The organism is Chitinophaga sp. RCC_12, from assembly GCF_041360695.1.
GTDB lineage: Bacteria > Bacteroidota > Bacteroidia > Chitinophagales > Chitinophagaceae > Chitinophaga.
On record NZ_JBFUPS010000012.1, the window covers coordinates 113,826 to 140,007 of the forward strand.

Here is a 26,182-nt window from a genome sequence, read left to right on the forward strand (position 1 = left end):
TTATCATCCTGGTAAAAAACATCTCAAAAAAATTATTACTGATTACTTATAAATACTTTTTTAGACACTACTTTATCATCTGTATAAAATGAAACAATGTACATTCCGCTGCTATACTGCTTCCCTATTACATGCTGCCCGTTGCCGGTAATATCCTGCCGCCACAACACCTGTCCGAGCAGATTAGAGATGGTGATGCGGCATTTTTCACCGGGTACTTTATCGAAGTAGCCATACAGTATCCTGCCAATGCTATAGGCCCTGAACACGGGTTCTGATGAAGGCGAGGTGGTAGTTCCGTTGTGCCGGAATACGAGCGAAAAGCGGTTTTCATAAGTGCCTGCATCCAGGTATACCCTATACTTTGCGTACTGCTGCAATTCCTCGGTTTTGCCGGTTACGGCATCCTTCAGGTAAATATGCAGGTGCTGCGGCATGCGTGCAATTTCCGCTGTGTTGAATGTTATCCATCCTGCCCTTTCTGTTTTGAGGCCCAGTGGTATTACATCGGTACTGTCGGGGAACTGCGGCCATGCATTAATAGAGAGCCGGGCGCTGTCGGCCGACAATGCGTAAATATTGGGAACTGCGGGATCGGTATTCATCAGTTTTAATGCATCCATTGTTTTTTCGAAAGATGCAGATGCATCGGCATCAAAATAAACCACTACGGGATCGGCTGTCAGCCCGTCATCGAAGGCTGCGCTCAGCCTGAGTATTGGTGTTGTAAGCGAAACCCGGTGATACACCGGTGAGAGGTTATTGGTTCTTGCATTATTGTTTACCGACAAGGTGCCTGTAACCGGGAAAGCTCCATTGGTCACATGCACAAAAAATCCCTGCATGGAAGCGATCACACTGGTGGCGATGCCATCGCTGGATACGCCGTTGATATAAGAACTGTAGGTGCCTGTATATTGATCGGCGGTACCTCCGTTAAAGTAGTATACGGCATTGTCAATATTGGTGCGGCTCCATCCCGCGGCAATGTCCCAGTCGACCGGAGACGGATACGGATTTCCTACCAAATTGAACCCCTGCGTATAGGGTTGATTGTTATTGGTCAGCGTGGGCGCGGTAACGGTTTGGTTATTCACCACGCCGGTGATATCCAGGGTTGCCGGCGTATTGGAAGTACCCATTTGCGCAGTATATCCCTGCATAGGTGTAAGCACGCCGGCGGGGCTGGTGTACGCCACCCATCCGGAAGAAGTACGGTTTTCCACATAGCGGTAAAACGACGGGAAGGCAGCGTTAAGATTAATATCATCTGCCAGTTCATTTACGGTGGCCGCCTGGAAAGGAGAGCTGATGTATTTATATCCGAATGCGGTGGGCAGGTATCGTTGGATGGTAACATTACCGGCTACCTGTCCGGCGCCGCTGCCATCGATCAGCGCTGTTTGCGTGGCGGTAGACAGCAGTGTAAGAAAGCCGCCGGTGTTCAGTTGTCCGTTGCTTACTTTGAGGATGCCGCTGATATTCAGTATACCATTCAGCGTTACGCCGGGTGTGTTATTGATGGTCAGGTGCAGCAATGTATTCGAAGTAAAGGCAGCTGCAGGAATTACCTGTGCAGCGGCCCCGTTTAATTCTATGGTACCGGCAGTAGCCGTGAAGGTGCCGCTGTTAGCGATAACGCCTCCTATCTGGAGTGTGGCGCCGCTTACGGTTACCGAGGCGCCGGTTTGTATCGTTACGTTATTGGCTACGGCTACACCGGAGTTGATAAGCGGGTAGTTCACCAGGCCGGTTGGGATAGTAACATTGGTAGTGCTCACCGGTATGGCGGCGGAGGACCAGTTGCCGGTAATATACCAGTTGGTGCTCACTGCGCCGGTCCATATAGCGCCGGTGGCCAACTCCCCTACTACCAGATCACCCAGTGCGGTTAACCCGGTTGCCTGTATGGAAGCAGGTTGCGGGGAACTCACGGCGGCCAGCGACCAGGTAGTTCCGTTATATCTTGCTACTTTAAAATTGGTGGTAACAGCACCCGCGTCTACATCGGCGGCTACCCAGTTAAGTGTTACGGAAACGGTGGTAAAGGTGGCGCCGCTGTTGGTAAAAGCCCAATACCTGTTTACTTTCCGGCTTACATTTAAGCCGGAGGTCAGCAGGTTTGGATGGCTGGCAGCGAATACACCCGCCAGCACATCGCCGGCGGCGCTTACATTGGCGTATAGTGTTGTCGCCGGTGTATAGTTAAGGCTGTCGCCCAGTTCATAAGTGCGGGTAACATTGGTACCGGCAGCAACATTTTTTTGCAGGCGGCCGTATACCCATCCTGTATTTTGTGCGGCGCCGCTGACCGTTCCGGTAGCAGTAATAATTACGGTGTTGGTGGCGCCGGTACGGATCTTTCCTGCCATAAATGTAAGCGTACCATTTATGGTAGCATTTGTGGACAGGGTCACCAGCCCGGTGGCTTTATTTACTTTAACATGATTAAAAGCGCCGGTAGAAGAAATGTTCTGGTTGGCGGCGCCGTTAAAATAAATGGTAGAACCGGTGTTGGTAAATGTTCCGCCGGTCATGCTCCAGTTTCCCCTGAGTGTATCCGTAAAACTTCCCGGCACAAATGTGCCATTGCTGAGTGTAAAATTATTCAGGATGGTTAATGGTGCGGTGGCGGTTTTAGTACCTGTGGCCGAGATGGTGAGGTTACCATATGGCGTAACCGCAGCAACAGTTTGCGTGCTGCCTGCATATTCCACGGTGCTGAGTGTATCCAGCTGGTAAATATCAAAAGCAGGGAGGCTGTAAATGCCTCTTACGATGAGGCGTGCGCTGTCATCGATCGACATTTTGCCGCCGTTGGTGGCATCCTGGGTAATGGTGGAGTCGCCGGTATCGAGGGTGCCGCCGGTGATGTCGAGCGTGGTCATATTCCTGAGACTTCTGGCAAGTGTGGTGGTGGCGGCAGCATCTTTATGTACCTGCAGCTGTGCGAGGTCAAAGGGGCTGCCGGTACCGCCGATAACAGACGGTCCGGTGCCGGTCATGGCGGGCATACCTGTAGCTGCATCCAGCGATCCGTTGATGGTAAAGTTGTGTTCTATATTAAAATCGGCGTCCGAGGTAATGGCGCCATTGATCACGAGGTTATAAAAGGTAGTTCCTTCGCTGCCGGTTAACACGCCGGCGGGGGAAGTCATGGTAAAAGTGGAAGTGCCCCCATTCAAAGTACCATTACTTTCGAGATCGCCTGCAACGGTGAAGTTGTTACTGCCCGCATTAAAAATGGCGTTGCCATTAATGTGAAGATCCCCGCTGATATTCCAGCTGGTAGCAGGCGTAACACCGGCTGTATTGGCGATGGTCACATCTGTAAGTGTGGTGGGCGAGCCGGAAACGGTAAGCGCTGCACTGCCACCGAATATTACGGAGCCGGTACTGGAAAATGCGGTACCTCTGAGGGTAATGTTCTGCGCTGCAAAAGGATTAAAATAAAGCGTACCGGTGCTGGTTACGGTACCGTTGTTGGTAAAGCTGCCACGGATCGTATGCGTGGAAAGTCCGCCGTTGAAAGTGGCGCCATTGCTGATATTAAAGGCCACCAGTACGGTCCATCCCACGCTTGGATTGATGCCGGCGGTGTTGTTCACATTCAGGGTGGCGAAGGTAGGGGCACTGGTAGAATTTAATACCGGTGAAACGTTACCATTGAAGTTGATGACGCCGCTTGAATTGGAAACAATGGCATTTAAGAAACGGATGGTTTGCAGGGAGGTACCTGTAAACGTGGTCACGCCGTTGCTGATCAGTGATCCGCTGTTGGTGAGGTCGCCGTTTATGGTGGCAGAGCCGCTACCACCGTCGTACGAGCCGCCGGCAATTATCTGCAATAAATCATTATAAGTAATATCGCTGCCGGCTACTGCATAGCTGCCATAAACAGTGAGCCTGCTGAACGTAGTATTTCCGGTAATTGTTTTGCCGCTGCCGTTAAGGGTTACGGTACCTGTACCGCCATTAAAAGTGCCGCTGTTGGTCCAGTTGCCATAGAGGTTGACAGTAAATGTGCCGGCGCTGAAGGTGGCGCCGCTGCCGATCAGCAAATCGCCGTTTACGGTAGTATTGGCGGCGAGGGTTTTAGTGCCGCTGCCGCTGAGGGTAAGATGTCCGTAGGCAATATTTCCTGACACGGTTTGCGCTCCTGCCCTGTAATAGTTAACAGTGCTGGTGCTGCCGGGCAGGTACTGGGAATAGTTTGCCGGGAAATTACCTGCGCCGCCGACATTCACGGTGGCGCCGTTTGCAATGGTAAGTGATCCTCCCGGAGAACTACGGTTAGCCGTGAACGTTGCCAGGTCCAGTGTACCGCCGGTCACCGACAGGTTACCGTTGGTAGTTACATTACCGGTGAGCGTGGCAGTTCCTCCTGATTTATTAATTACAAAATTATTAAAGGCCGTAGCAGAAATATTTTGTGCGTTGCCACCGGTGAAATTAACGGTGCCGGTTCCGGGGGTAAACGTGCCGCTGTTACTCCAGTTGCCGTTTAAGGTGACGGTGGCGGCTCCTCCGTTCATAGTAGCGCCGGCACTGATGGCCACATTTCCTGTGATGGTGGTGGCGGCATTGATGCTCAGATCGCCGCTGGTGACAGTGAGGTTGCCGTTTACCGTGGCGGCGCTGTTGATTTGCGCACTACCGGCCGTTTTGGCTATGCTAAGGTGATTGTAGGTTAGTCCGGCTACCGACTGAATGGAGGAGCCATTATAAACTACAGTACCGCTGCCGGCAGTAAACGTGCCGCTGCTGTAGTTAAAGCTGTTGCCTATATTCAATACGCCAGTACCGGAGAAGGCAATGCCTGCGCCACCGGATTGGGTAACAGATCCGGTAGTGGTGACGTTACCATTCCCGATGTTTAACTGTATGTTATGACCGGCAGTGCCATCGCTCAGGATAATGTTCCCATTTACCGTGAGATTTTGATCATTCACATTAATAGTGTGGGTAGCATTGGCCGACCATAAGCCAGTGATATTACCCTGTGTTACCAGCGATCCACCGGCGGCCAATGTAAGTGTGGCTGCCTGTGCGCTGCCGAAGGAAATACTTTTCACGCTGGCGCTGTTGCTGATCACAGGTTGATTAGTGAAAGCGATGGTGCCTATTTCAGCGATATCATTCACGCCGGGTGGCCGGGAAGGGCTCCCCTGTGCAATGGTCCAGTTGGCGGCAGTGTTCCAGTCGCTGCTTACCGACCCATTCCATCTCACCACATTAGACGCCGCCGCCAACGTGTAGCGGCCCGTAAATGCAGCCAGCAGGCCTGTTTGCTCCACATAATTGCTGGTGGTATTGCTGCCTGAATTTCCATATAGAGACCAGCCCGAGCCAGTGTTGCGCCAGATGCTGAGACTCGCTTCCGCGTTACCGTTCAGTTCTGCATCTTCATAATGAAAACGCAGGAGCGTAGCTGCCAGCGTGATACCGCTGGCAGCTACGTTATACTCCCGGTTTATGGCCGCGCCGGAAGGGAAGTCGGCTACTCCCTGCGGGGTGACGGTCATCGTAATAGACGCGGATGTAGTAAGACCTGTAAGTGTGAATGTATTATTAGGGCTTTCAAAAGCATAAGCGGTACCCAATACAAAAAGGTGGGAATGCTGGATGCTGCCCAGTATGATACCGTTGCCTGTTCTGTTACCTGTAATAGTAACTGTATTGGCGCCGGTGATCATTGTTCCGCTGGTCATGTTCAGCGTGGTTACTGAAATATTATTTAACAGGGTTACCTGGTTAACAGCGTTGGTTTTATTGAGGGTAAGGATATTAAAAGTAGTGGCGCCGCTCACGGAAGTATTGGCAGCGCCGCTCAGCGTTACGGTACTGGTGGCAGGCGTGAAAGTACCGTTGTTGATCCAGTTTCCCAGGACAGTAATAGATTGACTGGAAGCGTTGAAGGTAGTAGCCGATGCGATGGTAAAATCGCTGTTGACCACCACAGCACCACCCAGCGTTTTGGTGTTGCCATTGCTTACGATGAGCTTATTATAAGTACCGGCAGCCAGTGTTTGGGCGCCGGTTCCATTAAAGTTTACCGTATTGGGAACAGTGGAGGTTACGTTGAGCGTTCCTGCCGTAATGGTGTATACGTTGGCTATTCCCAGCACTGCGTTGGCCGATAGCTGCAACGATGTTCCATTGAGGGTAACGTTGAAGAGGTTGGCGGTACCATTCAGGGAACTGCTACCTGTAAAAGTAGCGGTGCCGGCGCTGGCGGTGAAAGTGCCGGATACATCCAGGACGTTGCCAATGGAAAAACTGGTAGTGGAGGTGATACTTCCTGTTATTGCCAATGTTCCCAAAGTGATGGTACCTGCGCCTGACAATGTTTTTCCCGCACCACTCATGGTTACGCTGCCCGCGGTATTATTCAGGCTGCCGCCCACAGACAGGTTACCGGTGATAGTGATCGCATCTGCTGAGCTTACGGAACCGGAGATGGTGAGGTTTTCAAACGTAAGGCCGGTACCGCTGATTGTTTTGGTGGCGCCGGTCATTGTAACGGTACCACCTGCAAGATGCGTGAAGGTGCCCGGGGCCGTGCTGCTAAAATTTCCGGAGACTGTAATGGCAGTACCGGCAGCTGCGGTAATATTGGTGGCAGCGACGGTGAGGTTATTAAAATTATGTGTGCCTGTTCCGCTGATGGAAGCACCTCCTCCCGCCAATATCACCGTTCCTGCACTGCCGCTGAAAACGCCATTATTTACCCAATTGGAAGAGGTAGTGATGGTGAAGCTTCCGCCGTTGAAGGTAGTAGCTGCGCCAATATTTACATTACCGCTCACCGTAATGTTAGCAGCGGCGGTGTAGCTGACGGAGGTACCGCTGCCGATGGATGAGGTAAGGTTTCCTGATATCGCAAGCGCAGTAGCAGGCATGGTTTTAATGGCGGCGCCACTGCTGGAAGACAAGGTAAGATTCCCATAAGGCTGTACGGCTACCGCCTGGTTGGTGCCATTATACTCCACAGTGCTGGTAAGGCCAAGTGAAACGGTAGCGTAGTTTACCGGGAAGGTGTTCACACCGCCGATCTTCAGGGTAGCATTGTTGGCTACAGTTAAACCGCCACCGGCCACGGTAGTGCCTCTGTTGGCGGTAAAGGTGGACAGGTCCAGTGTGCCGGCGAGCACTTCTATTTTCCCGGCTGTTGCCGTAGTCGCATTCAGTGGGTTCAGGTTTCCTCCCAGTGTTTTTATGCCGGTGCCGCTGATGCGGAGGGTGGAATAGGTAAGGTTGTTTCTGACGGTTTGATTTACCAGCGTACCGCTATAATCTACAATACTGCCGGCGGCAAGGGTTACTGTACCTGTGAGGCCATAGTTACCTCCGAAAGCTGACGCTTTTACGTGTAAGATGCCACCGGCGGCTACAGAGGTGGTGGCGGCCCCGGAGATAAGCACAGGAGTGGCTATATCTGCCGGAACAAATGTGCCGTTCACCCCAAAGGTACCGGAAACGGTCATGTTCACATTTTGCGTAGTGGTACTACCCACACCGATGGTGAGTTTCCTGAAAGTGGTAACCGAGGCGCCGCCTATAGACTGGGTGGTTCCTGCAAAGGTTACTTTGGCATTGGTACTCGAAGTGGTGTAAGTGCCTGAGTTGGTCCAGTTACCTTTTAAAGTAAGGGTAACGCCGCGTTGGGAAATAGTGCTGCCGGAACTAATCAACAGGTCGCCCGACACGGTGAGGCTTTGGGAAATGGTTAATACCGCATTAGTGCCGGCACCTACCGTAAGTGATTTACAACTGGCGCTGTAGCTGATCACCGGGTAAAATATCCCGGTAAAAGCGGCATCGCCAATGATAGCGTCCACATTGGCATTGGGTACACCGGCGGTCCAGTTGGCGCTGTTAGACCAGGAACTGCTGAATGTTCCTTTCCATCTTGTTTGCGCCGATAGCATAACCGGGAGGAGCAGTAACAGCATCAGTAAACTTTTGCCGCAGGCGGACATGGGTATACGGGGGATACCGGAAAGGAAAGCCCTGATTATCCTGATGTAAAACTGATGAACGAACCAATGTACAATCACTTCCATAGGAGCGTTATTTGATGGAGACTTCCTCCCGGCTACCGTAACTGCAACTCGGCCTGGGCCAGTTGTTCTGTTGAAGCTTTTGATTTGGTGATATATGCTACCCGTAATTTGCCGGTATGGTAATTAATACCGGGTTTGTTTTCAAGTGGAAGATGAATATAACGCTGTGTGTTTGGTGTGTATACAGCCAGTCCCCTGGCGATTCCTACCTGTGTTGTTTTTCCCTGTGGCGACACATAATCCACTGTGAGATCACCGTACACGGAAGAGTTACCCAGCCGGTTGAATAATACATTCAGGCCCGGGTCTTTTGCGAGGTCAACAGAGAGGTCTGACAGCTGCACGCTGGCGGCGGTTTCCCCTACCCGTATAATTACCGGGATGGTGATACCAAAAACAGGTGTAAGCTTTACATTGATGCCGGCGCTGTCTTTAGGTGTATCCTCTTCCCCGATGGGTTTTTCATCCGGCACTGCGCGGAAATAAAGATGCGAACGGTATTCGCCGGGTTCCAGCTGACTGGCCCCGGTTAACTGCAGTTTTATTACCTGTGCTTCGTTAGGGCCCAGTACCACACTCCGGGGAAAGAAGCGCAGGTATTTACTGGCGAACTGTTGTCCTGAATCAGGCTCATTGATCTGTTGAAAGGTGCCATTCTTATTCATCCTGATCTCAACAAATGAAACAAGATACCTGGCGGTATCTTTTCCTGAGTTCGCAAGATTCAGTTCTTCCGCCCGTTTCGTGCCTTCAAAAACGACACGTACAGGAGTTACTAGCAGGTTGCCCTGCGCGCATGTTTCCTGTATTGCCATGCAAAAACATATCATACATGTGATTACAAAACAGAATGGATATCTAACGGCGGAATTATTCGGTGGTACCGATGCATTCATGGGTTCATGCTTTGGAATAAGCGTGTAGCTGCGCGCTTCGCAGCTACACAGGATATGATTAAGGTTGTTGTAAATCGTGGGGGTTATGTGTTATAACCGGTTGATCAGTTGTAATTAACAGTTACATCAAAGGGGGTAGCTGAAACATATGTTCCGGCAGCCTGTGCAGCGCTTACATTCAGGGTAGCGCCCACATTAAGTGTTTGTGTACCGGCAGTAAGTGTACCAACACCTGAAGGGTCGCTGGTGAAATTTGTAACCGTCATCGTATTGGATCCGCTGGTGATAGTAAGCGCGGTAGATGGCAATGTAATGCTGTAGGAATAACTGCCGGTACCTGTTACGGTGAAGGAAGCGGCTGTAATAGTTCCTGTAGCAGTGGTAGGCAATGTAACACCGCCCGTAGCGCTGCGAACGCCTGCGGGAGTAAGCACAACCGTTCCTCCGGTGGTGGACTGTACTGCCACGTTACCAAAATTCATATCCACATCTTTCACAATGCTGATGGGGGTTACAATAGTAGCGGTAGCAGTAGCGGAAGCGGTTTCCTGCGCAAATACATTGTTTGTAAAGGCTGTAAATACCAGCATAACGGCGGAAATAAGACTAATTCTTTTCATTCTCGGCAGTTTTAATGATGAGGGAATGTATTTGAAGATTGTTTCAGGATACAGAATAATTAATAAAATGGCCAACGTTACCGATCACAAGCTACAGATATCAAACAGGGCTAAGGATTTCATAATCCAGTCATTATAATCACGACAATTTCTTCTATGAAGATAATACAAAATATTAAGAACTGCCTATTCTAAGTTGATTCTTTATCCGGCATTTACGTATTAATTTTTCATGTTGTTTGCTCAGTCCGTCAATCAGCAACTTCCTTATTACGATTTTCATACAACGCCGATCTGTATCTCTTCGCCAGCAAACCTGTAGCCAGCGCCGGATCGATGGTTGCTACTATTACACCCGGTTTACCATATTCCCCGTGTGCTATGCAGGTACCATCGGGACCAATAATGGAGCTGGCTGAATCGGGATAGGTAAATGCATAATTAGCGCTGGCGAAGTAAATGGTATTTTCCAATGCGCGCATCATCATGGCTTTCTCGTAATAGGGGTTATTGATGTGGCCCCATTCGGTGAGTAGTTCACCGGTAGTATTGCTGCCGGTGCAATGCGGGTGAAATACTATTTTAGCATCGTGTCGCGCAGCCCACCGGACGGATTCGGGATAACGGAATCCTTCATGACAGATCGTGATACCAAACTTTACACCATTCACTTCAAAGATACTGCGTGCGGTACCGGGTATCCAGATATTATCTTCTGTGGGATCTAACTGGTTTTTACTCTGGTATCCCAACACTTCACCGGTGGCTGCAATCACAAAGGCCACATTCAGCAATGCCTCTCCCTGATGCCAGTCCATGGGCATAATAACGGTGATGGAATTTTCAGCGGCGAGTTTGCCCACTTTTTCCAGCGCCTCCTGCAGGTTCCGGGGAGAACGTTCTTCTTCCGGAAAACCCATACCCGGATAACCGGGAATATAGGACTCCGGGAAACAGATAATTTCCGCCTGTTGTTTTGCTGCCTCTCCTATCAGTTTTTCAGCCCATAACAAACCGTCGCTGATAGATGTTGGAGGTGGTGGAGCAGCCAGTGCTATTTTCATAAGATGCAGATTATGAAAACAAAGTTATTCAGAATTATTAAAGAACAGGCTGACTTTAGATGACCGGTACCCGATAAAATTCCGGATTTGTAAAAAGTAATTCCGGATTCCGTAAACGAGAATTAAGGGAAGCGCTCAACTTTGGGGTTGAATTATACCTGTTAAGTAATGAATATAAGAACCGCAAAGCGTTGGTTTCTGTGGCATAAATGGACCAGCCTCATTTGCACTGTTTTTTTACTGATGCTGTGTTTAACCGGTCTCCCGCTGATTTTTCATGAGGAGCTGGATGGACTGCTGGAGAAACAGGTCGCCGCTGAAATACCGGAGGGCACGCGTAAACTCAGCCTGGACTCCCTCGCCGTACTTGCCGGCCAGCAATACCCCGCAGAAAAAATACGGTATATTTTCTGGGACGAGAAAGATGAAAACAAGATCTTATTTGACCTCGCTGCCAAACCCGATGCTCCTCCTGAAGGAAGCAGGTATGTAGCGCTCAACATGTATACCGGCGCCGTGCTGGGCAAGCCAACTACCGATGGACTAATGGACGTTATATTGAAGATCCACATCAATATGTTTCTTGGTATTGGTGGGAAATTATTTCTGGGCCTGATGGGCATCTTATTCATTATTGCCATTGTTTCCGGCGTAGTACTTTATGGGCGTATCATGAAAAAATACGATTTCGGGATGGTGCGGAAATATAAATCGAACCGCCTGAAATGGCTGGATACCCATAACCTGATTGGAATTGTTACGCTCACCTGGGCCAGCGTGGTAGGACTCACTGGTGTCATCAACACGTTGTCGGATGTAATCCTTGGTCTGTGGCAACAGGGGCAGTTAAAAGAGATGGTGGCGCCCTACGCCCAACAGCAACCGCTTACCGGCAAGCTGAGTTCACTGGACGGTGCAATGACGGTAGCGCGAAAAGCAGCGCCGCATATGGAGCCGCGCATAGTCACTTATCCCGGTACCTTGTTTTCCAGCAAACATCACTACGCTGTATTTATGCGGGGCAACACCGCCCTCACCTCGAGGTTACTGATGCCTGCACTGATAGATGCCAAAACCGGCGCGCTTACCGATGCCCGGCGCATGCCCTGGTTTGTAAACACGCTGTTTTTATCGGAACCCCTGCATTTCGGCGATTATGGCGGGATGCCTCTAAAAGTCATCTGGGCATTATTTGACCTGGCTACCATCATTGTATTAATTACGGGCCTTTACCTGTGGTTTGCACGCAGAAAGGCTGCCAACCTGCAATGGAGTAGGTTAACCGAAAAAACTGTATACCAGGATGAAGAATAATGCTTTTTTGAGATTATGGGGAAAACCGCTGCTGATGGCATTGCTGTCGATAGCCGGATTAATTACAGCACTGATGGGCGATGGTTACTGGGATGTATTTTCCTGGATAGCGCTGGCCGTTCCTGTTATTATGATTGTGCGAAACTATTATTTTACAGGGAAGCAGGGATAAGCAATTATGAAAAAACGGCGGACCAGATTGGCTGGTCCGCCGTTTTTTTCAATGCTATTTTTGATAATTATTTCAATGTGATAGTGCTTACGGTAGATACTTCCCCTGTTTTTACTGCTATGGCAGCAACGGTAGTATCTTTTAAGATACCATTACCGGCAATAGCCACATTATAGGTACCTGCGCTTAAACCTGAAATTACATAGGCGCCGGTTAATGCGTCTGGTAATGCGGAAGCCACGGTATCAGTGTTCTGAATAGCATATACGCCTTTCACCTGCAGTAATGGTAACGCAATTCCTTTGATAGTACCGCTGGTTGCTGCTGTATAGGTACGGATCACTGGCTTCAGGATGTACTTATTGCTTCCGGTGGTAACGATAGAGCGACCGGCATCAAAATCGATCCAGAGGCGGTATTCGATGTCGGCTACCAGATCAGCATGCACATTCAGCTTTAAACCTGATTGTTGCGCAGAAGGCGTTTCCAGCGGGTGGGAAACCCCATTCAATACTACGCTGTTGTTGGTGCCCAATACCAACCGGATCTGTGAAATTTTACCGGCGGGTAATTCTTTTGACGCCAGTAATGTGTCTAATCCATTTCTGAAATCGAGCAGGTTATACACACCGGGACGTGCCAGGGGAACAGATACCCAACCTGCACCCGTTTCTGCTGCATCAGCTGATGCATTTACCTGGATATCCTGGATATCGATGTTCACTTCATCGTAAATAGCCGGATCATCTGTCAGGTACACGGTGAGCTTCGACTTTCCGCTGTTGGAAGTAGATTCGTCTTTACTGCACGCACTAAAGAATAGCATGGATGCGGAAACCACCATTAACGTGGCGAAGAATTGGTTTTTCATGATTCAAGAATTGAATAACAGTTTTCGGTTAAAATTTGAATTTGAGTTGATAAAGTTGACAACAGATAGTGACAGATTTCGCGTTTGAGTTGTAAGTATAATCCCAGGAAGACAAAAACTATACCGGAAAACGGCCACAGCGGCGGATGAGCGTTTTCCTATCAAGAGGGCGGCCAGGCAAATTGCCTGGCCGCCCTCTTGATATATGACTAAACGATATCTCTTATCCTTTCTTTCTCACCAGCTTTGCTTCTTTGGTATCCATTCCATAGAGATCATTGAACAACAATTTGAAGGTGCCTAACGACTGGGCGCGGAAAGTAATTTCAGGGCCAAAGGCATAAAACATGCCGGCGCCTACGGGCGCAGAAAATGCGGCTACGCCGTCTTTCAGGTATGCTTGTCCCCATGCCCAGCCGCTATGCAGCGGTTTATCTGTAGAAAACCAGGCAATGGGTTTAATTCCTTTATCAGCGGCATCTGTATCCAGGCGGAACACGGGGCTGTTATCGAAGTTCACATCTCCAACAGCGGAAAGGCCCCATGCGGCGGGATGCGTGCTATCGAAAGACACCTGCAGGATACTTCCGGGTACAAAATACTTTGTACCGGGTAATGGTTTTTCCTTGCCGGCGTTATCTGTTTCCACCAAGGCATTGTGCACCGGCAGGCCGAGGTGATAGGCCAGGTTAGTGCTGCTGCCGATTGTGATCACGGTGCCGCCTTCTTCCAGGAAAGTTTTTATCTGCGGGATAGATTTCTCTTTCGTGATCTTCCCTAACAAATGCCGGTATTGTTCCGGGATATCGGCGGGCGAAGGATCTTTGGGGGCATATCCATACCTGTTGGGTTCTGCTCCTGATACCGGCGGAATAGCGCGGGTAGCGAAGATGATGGCATCGTATTTACTGCGGAGATTACCGGTATCGATATCCTGCGGGTATATTACCTCAAAAGGGAAATGATACTGCTCCATGATCCACCGCATCCAGCCGGAGGGCATAGAGCCGCCGTAGGTATCCCATAATGCAATGCGCATGGGCGCCATACTCACCATTCCGGCCGGGCGTTTGCTGATACCGGTGGTTTTAAGTCCGAGCGTATTGGCGGATTGTTGCAGGATCTCTTTTGCTTTGCCATCTGCAGGCACATAAAAGCTACCTGGAACGGCGTTATCGTTGCCGGCCACTCCTTTAGTAAGACGGTATACTTTCACGCCTGCTTTCATAAGGTCATTTACCGCGATGAAGGCGTTGTTTTCCCGCGCACTCAGGAGGTACCCGCCGGCAGTGGTCAGCGCTGCTTTGGGAGGCGATTGCAAAGCGCCATAGGGCAACTTTGTAAAGGGCCCGTCGAAGCTATCCAGGATCCTGTCGAACTGCACGCCCATTTGAAACGCCAGTGTCCATCCGGCGGCATCATAAGGCCGGATGGGAGGACCACCGGGATACTGAAAATCGTTTGGATGATCCTGTGGTTCAAACATATCCAATACATGCGGGCGGAAGGCCTGGTTTGTTTTCACAATGTAGGAGCCGGCAGGGTATTGTTTACCAGCTACTGTGAACGGTGCATCTGCCTTCTGCACCTGTATGCCGGCTTTAATGAGGGCATTGATAAATTTCACGGCGGTGGGGAAATCGGCCTGGTTGGCGGGGAGGATATATCCGCGGGGATCTCTTCCGGCAGGATCTTTAAACACCGCATCATAATACTTCATCGGGATATTGCTTCCCCTGCGCATCCATCCATACGGATCGCTGCCATCGTTTTTGTCGGTGGAGTCTATATTATCCTTTTTAAAAGCAGCGGTAATGGCTTCGGAGCGTTTGGGTGATAATGTCCACGAATCCTGGTTGCCTTTATCGATGGCATTCTTCCCCATCTTATAAATATTGAAAAGCACTTCATCGCGTTGTCTTGCTGCATAGTCGAGCACCGCATAGTTGAGCGATACCGAGTAATCAATAGAGCGTTTGAAGCGCCAGTCGTTTTGCGGTGTTACGGGGTTGGGCGTTGCGCCGTTAGGGATCAGGCGTTGCGGCACTACCGGAATTTTTTCCGGTGTTGGGTTGCCGATAATTTCCGTGAGCAGCCCGATCATGTTATGATACTGCGTGGTTGTGCGTAAGCCGCCGTTGTACCAGGTAGAAAAGCTGGAGCCATTGAGGCGGGTGTAGCCGGGTTTATCTTCCGCATTGAGGCGGTTATACATCGCTGCGCCGAGTGCATCGATGCCGGTGATCATCAGCGGATCGAAGAAATAATTGAAAGGGTCGCGATAAGGAGGGCCTGCGAGTACAGATCCTTCCGGCCCGCGCTGGTGGTGATTGTACATGATTTGCGGCATCCATTCCAGGAACAGCTGGCGTCCCATGTTCACGCTTTCCTTCATATTCATGATGTAAAAGTCGCGGTTATTATCGTGCCCGATGTATTTCTGGTATAGTACAGGCAGTTGATCAACCGTGCGTTTCAGTGTATCGGGATTCCGCATGTACCAGTTGGACACCAGCTCCTGCCCGTCGGGGTTGGCATGTGTCATGAGGATGATCACATTGTCGAGAATGCGCATGGTTTCCGGGTCTTTCCGGCTACTCAGTTCCCAGGCGGTTTCAATGAGCTGGTGAGTACCTACAACTTCCGTGGCGTGCAAACCGCCATCTATCCATACCACTGCTTTTCCTTCTGCGGCCAGTTCCCGTGCCTGTTCAGTGGAGATGCCTTCTGCACGTGCCAGCTGTTGTGATATCTTTTTATATTTTTCCAGCAGTTTAAGGTTTGCGGGAGAAGAGATGATCAGCATGTACTGATCGCGGCCTTCTTCTGTTTTACCGATATCCACCAGCTGCACGCGGTTCGACGTGGCAGCCAGTTTCTTAAAGTACGCTGCTGTTTGCGTGTAGTTGGCCAGTTGATAATCGTCTCCGATGTTAAAACCAAAATGATCTTTCGGGGAAGGAATATTTTGCGCCATCGCAGTTGTACAGTATAATCCAACAGCGGTGAGCGTGACAAGCAGTTTATTTCTCATAGCGTTTACTGATTGAGTTATTTACGATAATCCAGTGCGGGTTTTCTGTCGCCCAGCATTGCTTCATATTTGAACCCGGTTCCCTGTCTTTTATCCAGTTCTTCTTTTGCCACTTTCAGGGTTTCCGGGCTTTTGAATAAATCGTATGCGGTGAGCGCCATTGTTTTAGCGGCCACCATCATGCCTTTTATGCCGATGCTGCTGCCGGCGGCGGCTACGTTCTGCCAGCTGTGACCCGAAGATCCGGGTACAAAGGTGGCCGTTACGATGCCGGCTGTAGGAGCCACCCAGCTTACATCCGCCACATCGGAAGAGGCGCTGCCGCCTTCGCGGATCATCGCAAAAGGACTCACGCGGGAAGTGACTGTATCAGGATCGGGAGTATTATCTTTTTCCACGAAGCTGGCCTGGATCTTTTTTGCGAATTCCTTTTCTTCCGGGGTGTAGCTGAAACCGCCTACCTGGTGAAGATTCTTATCCATTATTTGCGACAGGGTAATATTAGGCAACATGTTATACACCCCTCCTATTACCTCGTAATCCATGCGGGTACCGGTTCCCAGCGCAGCGCCTTCCGCGCACTTTACCAGCCGTTCCCATACGCTTTTCACCACTTTCATTTCCGGGTGCCTTACATAGTAATATACTTCTGCAAATGCAGGTACTACGTTGGGCGCGTCGCCACCTTTGGTGATCACGTAGTGAATGCGGGTGGTAGAAGGGATATGCTCCCGCATCATGTTCACCATATAATCCATGGCCTCTACGCCATCGAGGGCGGAACGGCCTTTTTCAGGGGAGGCCGCCGCATGTGCTGCGGTGCCATAAAACCTGAACTTCGCATTCTTATTGGCCAGCCAGGGCGACACTGCCGCAGAATTCTGGTTGCCGGGATGCCAGTGCAGCACTGCATTTACATCTTTAAATAACCCTTCCCTTACCATGTATACTTTACCGGAGCCGCCTTCTTCCGCAGGACAACCATATAACCGGATAGTTCCTTTTGCGCCGCTGGATTGCAGCCAGTTTTTTACACTAATAGCAGCCGCCACGGAGGCGGTTCCAAAAAGATTATGACCGCAGCCATGTCCGGGGCTGCCGTCTTTCACCGGGTGTTTTTCAGGAACGGCTTCCTGTGACAGACCGGGTAACGCGTCGTATTCCGCCAGTATGGCGATTATTGGTTCGCCGCTACCATAGCTGGCTTCAAAAGCGGTGGGAATACCGGCGATACCGGCTTTTACGGTGAAGCCCTGTTGCTGTAAAGTTGTTTGCAGCAGCGCCGCACTTTTTTCTTCCAGGTAGCCCGGCTCCGCATAGCTCCAGATCTTTTTTGCAATGGAATCGTAACTGGCGGTATGCTGATCAAGATATGTGATCATGGCTGCTTTATCTTTCTGTTGTTGCGCTGCCGCGGACAAAGCGAAACCGCACATTATACTGCTCAAAATGATTTGCTGCCTCATAAATTATTTATACAATTGGTTAAACAGTAATTTGAAGGTACTGTGAGATTGGCCCCGGAACGTGATTTCCGGACCAAAGGCGTACAGTTTGCCTTTGCCTACCGGCGCTACAAATGCCGCAATGCCATTTTTGAGGTACTGCTGGCCCCAGGCCCATCCGCTGTGTAATGGTTTATCGTCGGAGAACCACATCAGTTTTTTAATGCTGGCGGTATCACCGGTGGCATCCAGTTTAAAAACGGGGCTGCGCTCAAAATACACATCATTTCTTGCCGCCATGCCGAAGGTTTCCGCAACGGTAGTATCAATATCCGCCACCAGGAGGCTACCCGGAATATAGTATTTGGTACCGCTGAGTGGTTTCCATTCATTTTTGCTGTTCTTTTCCACCAGTGCATTCTGTACCGGCAGTTGCAGGTGATAGGCCAGGTTGGTGCTGCTTCCAATGGTAACAATACGGCCGCCGTCTTCCAGGAATTTCTTCAGTTGGGGAATGGAGGTATCCGCCGTAATTTTTCCAAGCCAGCCGCGGTATTGTGCCGGCAGTTCGACAGGTTTGGGTGGTTTGGTTTCAAATCCGTTGCGTGCCTTTTTGGGTTTGCCGGTATCGGGTATGGCGCCGGTGGCAAAAATGATCATGTCGTATTTGCTGCGGAGCTTTCCACTGTCGATAGCCGAGGTGTAAACGAATTCATAAGAGAAGTGATACTGTTCCATCAGCCAGCTGATCCAGCCGGCGGGGATAGATCCGCCGTAGTTGTTCCAGATGCCGATACGCATGGGTGCTACTGCTTTCAAGCCGGCAGGTTTGCTTTCACTAACGGTAACGGGTATACCGAATGATGCGGCATCTTTTGTGAGCAGTTCATGCGCTTTGGCGGAGGAAGGGATGTAGAAGCTACCTGCCTCTTTAACGCCAACGGGCACACGAAATACTTTCACGCCTGCTTTCAGCAGATCGTTCACTACGATGAAAGCATTGTTGATGCGGGCATCAATGAGGTAACCTTTGCCCGTGGCCACTTCCTGCTTTGGCGGGGATTGCAGGCTGCCGTATGGCAGTTTTTCAAACGGACCACTGAAGGCTTCGGGAATACGATCGAACTGTACACCCATCTGGAAGGCCAGCGTCCATCCGGCGGCATCGTAGGGCCGGATAGGCGGACCTCCTTCATATTGAAAATCATTGGGATGGTCCTGTGGTTCGAACATGTCTATTACATGCGGGCGAAAAGCCTGGCTGGTTTTTACAATGTATGAGCCGGCAGGATATTGTTTGCCTGCCACTGTAAAAGCAGCTGTGGCTTTCTGCACCGCTATGCCTGATTGAATGAGGGCGTTGATAAACTTCACGGCGGTGGGGAAATCCGGCTGATCTGCCGGGATGATGTAGCCGCGGGCATCCCGGCGTCCGGGGTCTTTCAGCACAGCATCGTAGTATTTCACCGCCACAGTATCCTCCCGGCCGAAGGAGAATTCGCCACCACCTTCTCCTTCTGTACCGGGTTCGGATTTTTTATTGTTCTTATTGGCAATTTTTATGCTGTCGATATAGCTCGGGTAGAACGTCCAGTTGTCGCGGTTTCCTCTCGCAATAGCGTTGGCGCCCATACGGTAGATATTGAACAGCAGTTCGCTGCGATAGCGGGAGGCGTAGTCGAGTACGGCGTAATTGAGCGATACGGAATAATCGATCGATTGCCGGAAGTGCCACCGCTGCGGCGTTACCGGGTTGGGGGTAGCGCCGTTGGGGATGAGCCGTTCCGGTACTAAAGGTACATTTTCCGGTGTGGGACTACCGATTATTTCCGTCAGGATTCCTACCATATTATGAAAATAGGGCGTAGTGCGCAAGCCGCCGTTCCACCAGGTGGAGAATTGTGAACCGGCGCGCTGGGTATAGCCGGGTTTTCCTTCCACGTTGAGCCGGTTGTTCATAGCAGCGCCTACGGCGTCTATACTGGTAACTATCAGCGGATCAAACACGTGATTGAAGGGATCGCGGTATGGCGGGCCGGCCAGCACGGAGCCTGCGGGGCCTCGCTGGTGGTGGTTGTACATGATTTGCGGGAGCCATTCCACAAACAGCTGGCGGCTGATGTTCTGGCTCTCTTTCATGTTCATCATGTAGAAGTCGCGGTTATTATCGTGTCCTACGTACTTTTCGTATAGCCGTGGTATGTTAGTAGCCCTTTTGCTGGTATCGGGTTCGCGCATGTACCAGTTAGACACCAGTTCCTGCCCGTCGGGGTTGGCATGTGTTAAGAGGATGATATCGTTGTCCAGGATATTCATCGTTTCCGGATCTGTGCGGCTTACCAGCTGCCACATGGTTTCTATGAGCTGGTGGGTGCCTACTACTTCGGTGGCATGCAATCCGCCGTCGATCCAGATAATGGACTTCCCTTCTGCAGCCAGTTCGCGGGCCTGCTGGTCGGTAAGACCTTCCGCGTGTGCCAGTTGCTGTGAGATGGTTTTATACCGTTCCAGCCGTTTTATATTTTCCGGGGAAGAAACGATGAGCATATACTGATGACGACCTTCTTCTGTAAGCCCTATATCCACCAGTTTTGTACGGGGAGAAGCCGACAGCTTTTTAAAGTAGGCGGCCGTTTGTGTATAGTTAGCCAGTTTATAATCATCTCCTATATTAAAACCAAAATGTTCTTTGGGAGATGGCACCTGCTGTGCCCATGCGCCGGCTGCGGCAGTCAGCAACAGGAGTAGCAGGCCGTTAAATTTCCTATTCATACGGGTTATCAGTTTCAGTTGATCAAAACGGGTTTTCTATTGTTTTTTAAACCTCACACCTACGCGGCAGTCGCCGGGCTCGCCTCTTGCTTCATCGCAGATATTGTTGAAGAAGGTGACGATCCTGCGGCCATCGGCCAGGTTGAGGATAAATTTGAACAAAAAGTAATCGTTTACGCCCACATTTGAAAGACTTACATGATTCAGTGTTGCCAATTGCGCTGCTGTAAAGGAATACGTTTTCGGGAAGGTGGTCACGGTTTCATATAAATGATCGTTGGTGCCTACTATGCTGGGCAGCGGAAACTGTGCGATGTTCGTATATTGGTTACCGGGAGAAGATATCACTAACGGGTAAGCGGGTACGCTGGTTTCTGCTTTATTATAGCTGGTATACACTTCGATAGAAGTAACCGTTTCTTTCCCGAATCCTTCCCAGCTGAGGGCAAAGGCAAACTGCTGACTCGCCACCTCCGGATCTTTCAGGTTAAAGAAAGCTACTTTGCCTGCCTGCCGCGTAGGCAGGGCTGTTTTGGTAGTATCTATTGTAACTACCGGCACGGCGGTATAGGTATATCCCTCCCATTCGTACTTCACCTTTTTACAGGAAAATGCAACCGATGAAATAAGCAGTATGGCAACTATAAAATGTTTCATAATTATAATTTTAGTCCCGTAAATTTTTTACTTATTTATCCCAGAAAACCGGTGTTGTTTGTTGTGCTACCTGCAAGCGGCCGGCGTCATCCCCTAAACTGGTATTGGCGGTAAGCTCTGTTTCGGAGTAATACAGGCGCAGCGGGAAGGTGTTGAGCGGCGACAGCGGTGTGCGCAGCGCTGGCAAACCGGTACGGCGATAATCGTTATACGCTTCCATGCCATTGCCGTATTCCGCGATGTATTTCTGTGTCATCACCAGTTCCAGTTTACCGGCATTGCTGGCGGCGTCATATTTCACCAGCTGGCCCGCGGCAAAGTCGGCGATAGTGGCGGCGGTTAATGCAACGCCACCGTTGGCGGCGGCGTAGGTGCTCACGCTGTTGAGATGTGCAGTGATACCGTCTTTAAACGCCTGCCGGGCATCGTCGCCGGTGTTAAGCGTAAGCGCTGCTTCTGCACGGATGAACTTCACCATGGCGTTGGTGATCATGGGCATGATGCCTGCGCCGGTACCATCTGTAGGGCCTACTACTTTGAGGGCACCGGTGGCATTGGTATTGGTGAGGAATTGATTGGTGACGGGCATATTATTTACCGGTGCATTGTCGTACAAACCGCCGGCGGGATAGATGCCGAAGGTAGAGCGCCGGTTCAGATCGGCCGGCGCGGCGGTACCATCGCCGGGATTGCGGCCGTAGTAGCCGTTGCTGTTGGCCGAATTATTTAATCCTGCCGTAGCGTTCTGGCGGATAATGTAATAGCGCAACCGGGGATCATCGTTGTTAAACAGCAGGTCGATCAGCGACTGGCTCATATAAAACGTTTTGCTGCCCTGGTATTCCGACCGGTGCCAGGGATGCCGGTTGTTGGGATTTTGCCCGGGCCCGAAGCGGAAGGTAAAGTCCGATGCGTTGGTATTGGTGGCGCCGCCAATCAGCGTGGCCGGATCGGCGATCAGCGCCTGTATGGCGGTAGCGGATCTTGCAGGATTCACCAGGCGGATCTGGTTATACAGTTTTAGCTTCAGCGAGTTGGCCATCATGAGCCAGGAGCTTTTAAGCCCGCTGTACAGGAGATCGGATGTAGCGGGAACCAGCGTGGTGGCGGAAATTTTCCCGGCATCAACAGCTGCTTCGTCGATCATCTTCAAAAGATCTTCATAAATATCCGCACCTTTTTCAAACGGCGGGCTCACCGTTTCCTGGCCTTTCTGTGATTGCGAATAAGGGATATCTCCCCACATGTCCACCATCAGGCTTACGAGGTATGCTTTCTCCAGTTTGGCGATGGCCACGTAGCCCCATTGTTCCTGGGCGGTTCCCGTTTTTATAATAGCCTCCAGGTCGTTCAGTGTTTGCGTATAAAACCCGTCCCATGAATCGTTGAAGCTGGTACCCTGCTGCTGCAGCCTGCTCAGGCCGGAGGAGAAAACGGTGTACTGCATAAAAGTGGCGGTGCCGCTGTTCAGCTGGTACATGTTGGCTGCCATTGATACTTCTGTAGCCGGCAGCAATAACGATAACTGGGCAGTGGTGGGATTGTTTGGATCTGTATTGATATCTACAAATTTTTTACAACCGGTAACTGTGAAAACACCTGCCAGTGCTATTGTATATGCAATATATTTAAGTGCCATCATCATATCAGGTTTTATGATCAGAAAGAACATTTCAGGTTTACACCAAAGCGGCGCGTGGTGGGTACTGCCAGGTTATCGTATCCCTGCGAGTTACCAACGCCGAGCGAACTGACTTCCGGGTCGAAGTTGGTATACTTCGGGAAGTTGGGAGCGCTGTACCAGAGGTTTCTGCCGGTAACCGAAATGAAGGCAGACCCGAAAGGTGTTTTACCTAAAAAGCTTTTGGGAAGTTCATATCCCAGTGCCACTTCCCGCAGGCGGAATACGGTAGCATCGAATACTGATCCTTCATTAATACCGCCGTTGCCGGGGCCCATACTGCTGCTGAAGAAATGATCTTCAAAAGACAGCGCCACGTTATTCGGGATCTTATTGCCTTTGTCGTCCAGCAGCGGCGTTTGTGTATTGATATCGCCCAGCACGCCCGGCGATACAATGGTAAACTCGCGGTTTTCCATATCACGGGTAACGCCGCGCGACAGCATCTCCGCTACAGTGCGGGAGTACAGTTGTCCGCCTTGTTTCCAATCGAACAGGATATTCAGTGAGAAGCTGCGGAAGCGGAAAGTATTGGTAATGCCTACCATGAAATCGGGATTGGGATTACCGATTGCTTTGAGTGCGCCGGAGATCAGTGGTTTACCTGTATTGGGATCTATGAGCACATTGCCTTCCTCGTCGCGTGCATAGGCTGTTCCCTGGATAAGGCCGTATGGTTGGCCTACAACGTGTACACTGCTGGTGCCGTTGGTGCCGCCATAGCTGAAGCGTTCATATCCTCCGAGGTCGCGGATGATGTTCCTGTTGCGGGTGAAGTTGGCCGAGATATCCCAGTTGAGGCCATTATTGGATTGCAAGGGCACTACCGTTAAACCTAGCTCCACGCCTTTGTTGGTGGCTTCACCCAGGTTAAGGATCTGGGTAGTATAGCCGGAAGAGGGTGCAGCAGTAACCTCGAAGATCTGCGAGGTACTTTTCTTATTGTACCAGGTAAAGTCAATGCCTATACGATTATGAAAGAACTGCAGTTCTGTTCCCAGTTCCAGTTCCGTGATAAATTCCGGTTTCAGGTTAGCGTTGGTGAGCAGGTTGGCCTGAGTAACCACGTTATATACGCTGCCACCTGCCGGCGTAAAGGGCAGTCCTACGTTTGCGGGCGTAGTGCTGGCACCCAGGATGGGGTTGATCTGGTAAAAGTTTTGTGTTTGATAAGGAGAGGCTTCGTTACCTACTTTGGTGTAGCCTGCTCTTATTTTACCAAAGTTCAGCACTCCTTTGGGCAGGTGCAGCGCTTCTGTGAATACCAGTGATCCGTTTACACCGCCATAGAAATAGCTTTTGTTATTGGCGGGCAGTGTAGAGGAAATATCGTTGCGTCCTACAAAGTTGAGGGAGGCAAAGTTCTTATAATCAAAGGTGATGTCTGTAAAGAAGGCGTAGTAGCGTTGTTTCAGGATGTTCCTGTTATTGATCAGCTGTATCGGTGTTACCGAGCTGGTGTTGTTCATGTCTATCAGGTCGGCCACGATAATATTATCCCCGTAAAATGCTTTCCTGTCTGTTAACCGCTGGTTCACGTTGTTACCAACGATTGCCCGCAGTGATATATCTGATGTAAGAGGTTTGGTGGCGGTTACCAGCAGGGTGTTATCCAGTTCCTGGCGGTAAATATTATCTGATGTGATGCTTCCGTTGGGATAGGAAGAGCTGCCTTTACCGCGTACGCTCATTCGCCTGTCGGTGTACGCGTTGAAGCCGATGGTGTTCTGCACGTTCAGCCAGGGCAGCGGATCGAAGCCCAGTACGAGGTTACCGTAGTACCTGTCCACGTCGCTGGTAGAAGGACTGTGCTTTACTGACCAGTAGGGATTATCCACTCCCGTATAGTCATATACGTTACTACCATCCAGCGGGTTCTCGTAAGGATAGTTAGTGAGATCATAGCTGGTTGGTACGTACATGAGGGTAGACATGATAGAGCCGGTGAGGCCGCCTACCGGTGGTGTTTTTTGCCGGGTGGTGACGTAGTTGATAGCGCCGCTGGCATAGAATTTATTTTCCAGCCGGATGTTTCCGCCGATGTTGACAGAGGTGCGGGTTATTTCATTGCCGGGTACTACGCCTTTATTTTTCGTGTTGGAGAAGCCTGCGTTGAAGTTTCCTTTTTCGTTGCCGGAAGAGATGGTGATGGCATTTTCGTAAACACTACCCTGCCGGAAGAAATTCTTTGCATTGTCTTTTGCATACGATTTGTAAGGCACCTGGATGGGCGTTACGCCATCTGCTTCATAGAACTGCGGGAACACGGCGGAAGAGAACTGCCGCGTGAGCTGATGTGGGACGGTGGCGCGTGTAGGCAGGATGCTTTCCACTCCTTCAAAGGGCTGCCCCCAGGAAGCGTATACCCCTTGCCGGTAGTCGTTGTTGGTACCTTGTCCGTATTTGGTTTGATAATCGGGCAGGCCGGACACCTGTTCCACGGAATAGCCGGTGTTGTAAGTAATTTCCGTGCCTTTTCTGCTTTTCTTTTTACCTGCCTTTGTGGTGATGATGATAGCGCCGTTAGCGGCTCTTGATCCATACAATGCAGCGGCAGCGGCGCCTTTCAGCACCGTCATGGTCTGGATGTTATTCGGATCGAGGTCGAATGCGCGGTTGGTAACGCCTGCGCCGCCTACGGTGGTTGCGCCTACGTTGGCGAAGCTGGAGTTATCGAAGGGAACACCGTCTACCACAAACAGCGGCTGGTTGTTGCCATTGAGTGAGGAGTTACCGCGGATGGTGATATTGGTACCACCTCCGGCCACGCCGCCGGCAGATTGTACATTCACGCCGGCTACTTTCCCGGTGAGGGCCCTTACGGGGTCTGGTTCTGATTTCTGTGCCAGTTTATCCGAGGTGATGGTGCTTACGGAGTAGCCTAGACTGTTTTTCTGGCGGGCAATTCCGGCGGCTGTAACCACGAAGTCCTGCAATTGTTTTACGGCGGCTTTCAGTCGTACGATACCGGCGTCAGCGGCTTTTACTTCGGTGATGCTGTATCCGATGGCGGTAACTACGAGGGTGGCGCCTTCTTTGACTTTCAGGGTGAAGGTGCCGTCGCCCGCCGAGGTAACGCCGTTGCCGGTACCTTTTTCCATAACGGTAGCACCGGGGAAGGGATCGCCTGTTTCATTCAGTATTTTTCCTTTCACTACAATATCCGCCAGTGCGATGGAAGTCATCATATCCGGGCTGGCGGTGCGTTTGGCGGTGGCGTCATTATCTGTAAGAATGATATAATCATCGTTCACTACAAAACCTATTTCGAGGCGGCCGAGGAGGCGATTGAGCACCTTACCGAGTGCTTCCTGGTCGGCCCTTGCGGATACTTTCCTGTCGAGCGCGATATGGCTGGAGCTGTATACAAATTTCACTTCTGCTTTGCTGTGGATCTGGTTCAGCACACCTTTCAGGCTCATATCATCTGCCTGCAGCGATATTTTCCTGTCGAGGACTCCCTGGGCGTGTGCCGCAGCGGGGTGCGTAATACCATAGAGTAATACGCCAGCAACCAGGTTGGTCGCCGTTACTTTCTTGCATTTGGACAGGAAGGCATTTCTTTTTAGATTTATGAGCATAGACCTTGT

At 50.6% G+C, this 26,182-nt stretch carries 13 protein-coding genes; 2 read left to right on the plus strand and 11 right to left on the minus strand.

All coding sequences use genetic code 11. The features are described 5' to 3' along the window. Positions 1-35 precede the first annotated feature (35 nt). From AB6805_RS28005 to AB6805_RS28020, 4 genes are all read right to left on the minus strand, one after another. Positions 36-8,066, minus strand: a complete 8,031-nt coding sequence (locus tag AB6805_RS28005; protein ID WP_370912734.1) for a T9SS type A sorting domain-containing protein — start codon at positions 8,064-8,066, stop codon at positions 36-38. A gap of 32 nt (positions 8,067-8,098) precedes the next feature. Further along, complete coding sequence (locus AB6805_RS28010; RefSeq protein ID WP_370912735.1) at positions 8,099-8,881, minus strand: hypothetical protein; 783 nt, start codon at positions 8,879-8,881, stop codon at positions 8,099-8,101. Positions 8,882-9,066: 185 nt separating this feature from the next. Beyond that, the gene (locus AB6805_RS28015; protein ID WP_370912736.1) at positions 9,067-9,582 is read right to left on the minus strand and encodes a DUF4402 domain-containing protein; all 516 of its coding nucleotides are present in this window, start codon (positions 9,580-9,582) and stop codon (positions 9,067-9,069) included. A 251-nt stretch (positions 9,583-9,833) separates the two neighbouring features. After that, positions 9,834-10,646, minus strand: a complete 813-nt coding sequence (locus AB6805_RS28020) for a carbon-nitrogen hydrolase family protein (protein WP_370912737.1) — start codon at positions 10,644-10,646, stop codon at positions 9,834-9,836. A gap of 168 nt (positions 10,647-10,814) precedes the next feature. On the opposite strand from AB6805_RS28020, the gene AB6805_RS28025 reads away from it, so the two are divergent. After that, complete coding sequence (locus tag AB6805_RS28025; protein ID WP_370912738.1) at positions 10,815-11,960, plus strand: PepSY-associated TM helix domain-containing protein; 1,146 nt, start codon at positions 10,815-10,817, stop codon at positions 11,958-11,960. Further along, positions 11,950-12,132 carry a hypothetical protein gene (locus AB6805_RS28030; protein ID WP_370912739.1) on the plus strand — a complete coding sequence of 61 codons (183 nt, stop codon included), beginning with the start codon at positions 11,950-11,952 and terminating at the stop codon, positions 12,130-12,132. The genes AB6805_RS28025 and AB6805_RS28030 overlap by 11 nt, the downstream gene beginning before the upstream one ends. A gap of 67 nt (positions 12,133-12,199) precedes the next feature. Here the strand turns inward: AB6805_RS28030 and AB6805_RS28035 are convergent, their stop codons facing one another. From AB6805_RS28035 to AB6805_RS28065, 7 genes are all read right to left on the minus strand, one after another. Then, positions 12,200-13,003, minus strand: coding sequence for a DUF4382 domain-containing protein (locus AB6805_RS28035; RefSeq protein ID WP_370912740.1), 804 nt, complete (start codon positions 13,001-13,003; stop codon positions 12,200-12,202). A gap of 223 nt (positions 13,004-13,226) precedes the next feature. Next, positions 13,227-16,037 (minus strand): M14 metallopeptidase family protein, encoded by a 2,811-nt coding sequence (locus AB6805_RS28040; protein WP_370912741.1) that lies wholly within the window; start codon positions 16,035-16,037, stop codon positions 13,227-13,229. Between the two features lie 17 nt (positions 16,038-16,054). Beyond that, positions 16,055-17,419 carry an amidohydrolase gene (locus AB6805_RS28045; RefSeq protein WP_370912742.1) on the minus strand — a complete coding sequence of 455 codons (1,365 nt, stop codon included), beginning with the start codon at positions 17,417-17,419 and terminating at the stop codon, positions 16,055-16,057. Positions 17,420-17,506: 87 nt separating this feature from the next. Next, the gene (locus tag AB6805_RS28050) at positions 17,507-20,254 is read right to left on the minus strand and encodes a M14 metallopeptidase family protein (protein ID WP_370912743.1); all 2,748 of its coding nucleotides are present in this window, start codon (positions 20,252-20,254) and stop codon (positions 17,507-17,509) included. 36 nt (positions 20,255-20,290) lie between these two features. After that, positions 20,291-20,911, minus strand: a complete 621-nt coding sequence (locus AB6805_RS28055; protein ID WP_370912744.1) for a hypothetical protein — start codon at positions 20,909-20,911, stop codon at positions 20,291-20,293. A gap of 31 nt (positions 20,912-20,942) precedes the next feature. Next, positions 20,943-22,553: a SusD/RagB family nutrient-binding outer membrane lipoprotein gene (locus AB6805_RS28060; RefSeq protein WP_370912745.1), complete on the minus strand. Its 1,611-nt coding sequence runs from the start codon at positions 22,551-22,553 to the stop codon at positions 20,943-20,945. Between the two features lie 17 nt (positions 22,554-22,570). Beyond that, the gene (locus tag AB6805_RS28065) at positions 22,571-26,173 is read right to left on the minus strand and encodes a SusC/RagA family TonB-linked outer membrane protein (protein WP_370912746.1); all 3,603 of its coding nucleotides are present in this window, start codon (positions 26,171-26,173) and stop codon (positions 22,571-22,573) included. Between the last annotated feature and the right edge of the window lie 9 nt (positions 26,174-26,182).

What these genes read in the sequence shown, in the direction of transcription:
- AB6805_RS28030 (WP_370912739.1), top strand. Translation starts at nt 11,950, where the DNA reads ATGAAGAATAATGCTTTTTTGAGATTATGGGGAAAACCGCTGCTGATG.
- AB6805_RS28015 (WP_370912736.1), bottom strand. Translation starts at nt 9,582, where the DNA reads ATGAAAAGAATTAGTCTTATTTCCGCCGTTATGCTGGTATTTACAGCC.
- AB6805_RS28050 (WP_370912743.1), bottom strand. Translation starts at nt 20,254, where the DNA reads ATGAATAGGAAATTTAACGGCCTGCTACTCCTGTTGCTGACTGCCGCA.
- AB6805_RS28005 (WP_370912734.1), bottom strand. Translation starts at nt 8,066, where the DNA reads ATGGAAGTGATTGTACATTGGTTCGTTCATCAGTTTTACATCAGGATA.
- AB6805_RS28010 (WP_370912735.1), bottom strand. Translation starts at nt 8,881, where the DNA reads ATGGCAATACAGGAAACATGCGCGCAGGGCAACCTGCTAGTAACTCCT.
- AB6805_RS28065 (WP_370912746.1), bottom strand. Translation starts at nt 26,173, where the DNA reads ATGCTCATAAATCTAAAAAGAAATGCCTTCCTGTCCAAATGCAAGAAA.
- AB6805_RS28060 (WP_370912745.1), bottom strand. Translation starts at nt 22,553, where the DNA reads ATGATGGCACTTAAATATATTGCATATACAATAGCACTGGCAGGTGTT.
- AB6805_RS28040 (WP_370912741.1), bottom strand. Translation starts at nt 16,037, where the DNA reads ATGAGAAATAAACTGCTTGTCACGCTCACCGCTGTTGGATTATACTGT.
- AB6805_RS28025 (WP_370912738.1), top strand. Translation starts at nt 10,815, where the DNA reads ATGAATATAAGAACCGCAAAGCGTTGGTTTCTGTGGCATAAATGGACC.
- AB6805_RS28035 (WP_370912740.1), bottom strand. Translation starts at nt 13,003, where the DNA reads ATGAAAAACCAATTCTTCGCCACGTTAATGGTGGTTTCCGCATCCATG.
- AB6805_RS28055 (WP_370912744.1), bottom strand. Translation starts at nt 20,911, where the DNA reads ATGAAACATTTTATAGTTGCCATACTGCTTATTTCATCGGTTGCATTT.
- AB6805_RS28020 (WP_370912737.1), bottom strand. Translation starts at nt 10,646, where the DNA reads ATGAAAATAGCACTGGCTGCTCCACCACCTCCAACATCTATCAGCGAC.
- AB6805_RS28045 (WP_370912742.1), bottom strand. Translation starts at nt 17,419, where the DNA reads ATGATCACATATCTTGATCAGCATACCGCCAGTTACGATTCCATTGCA.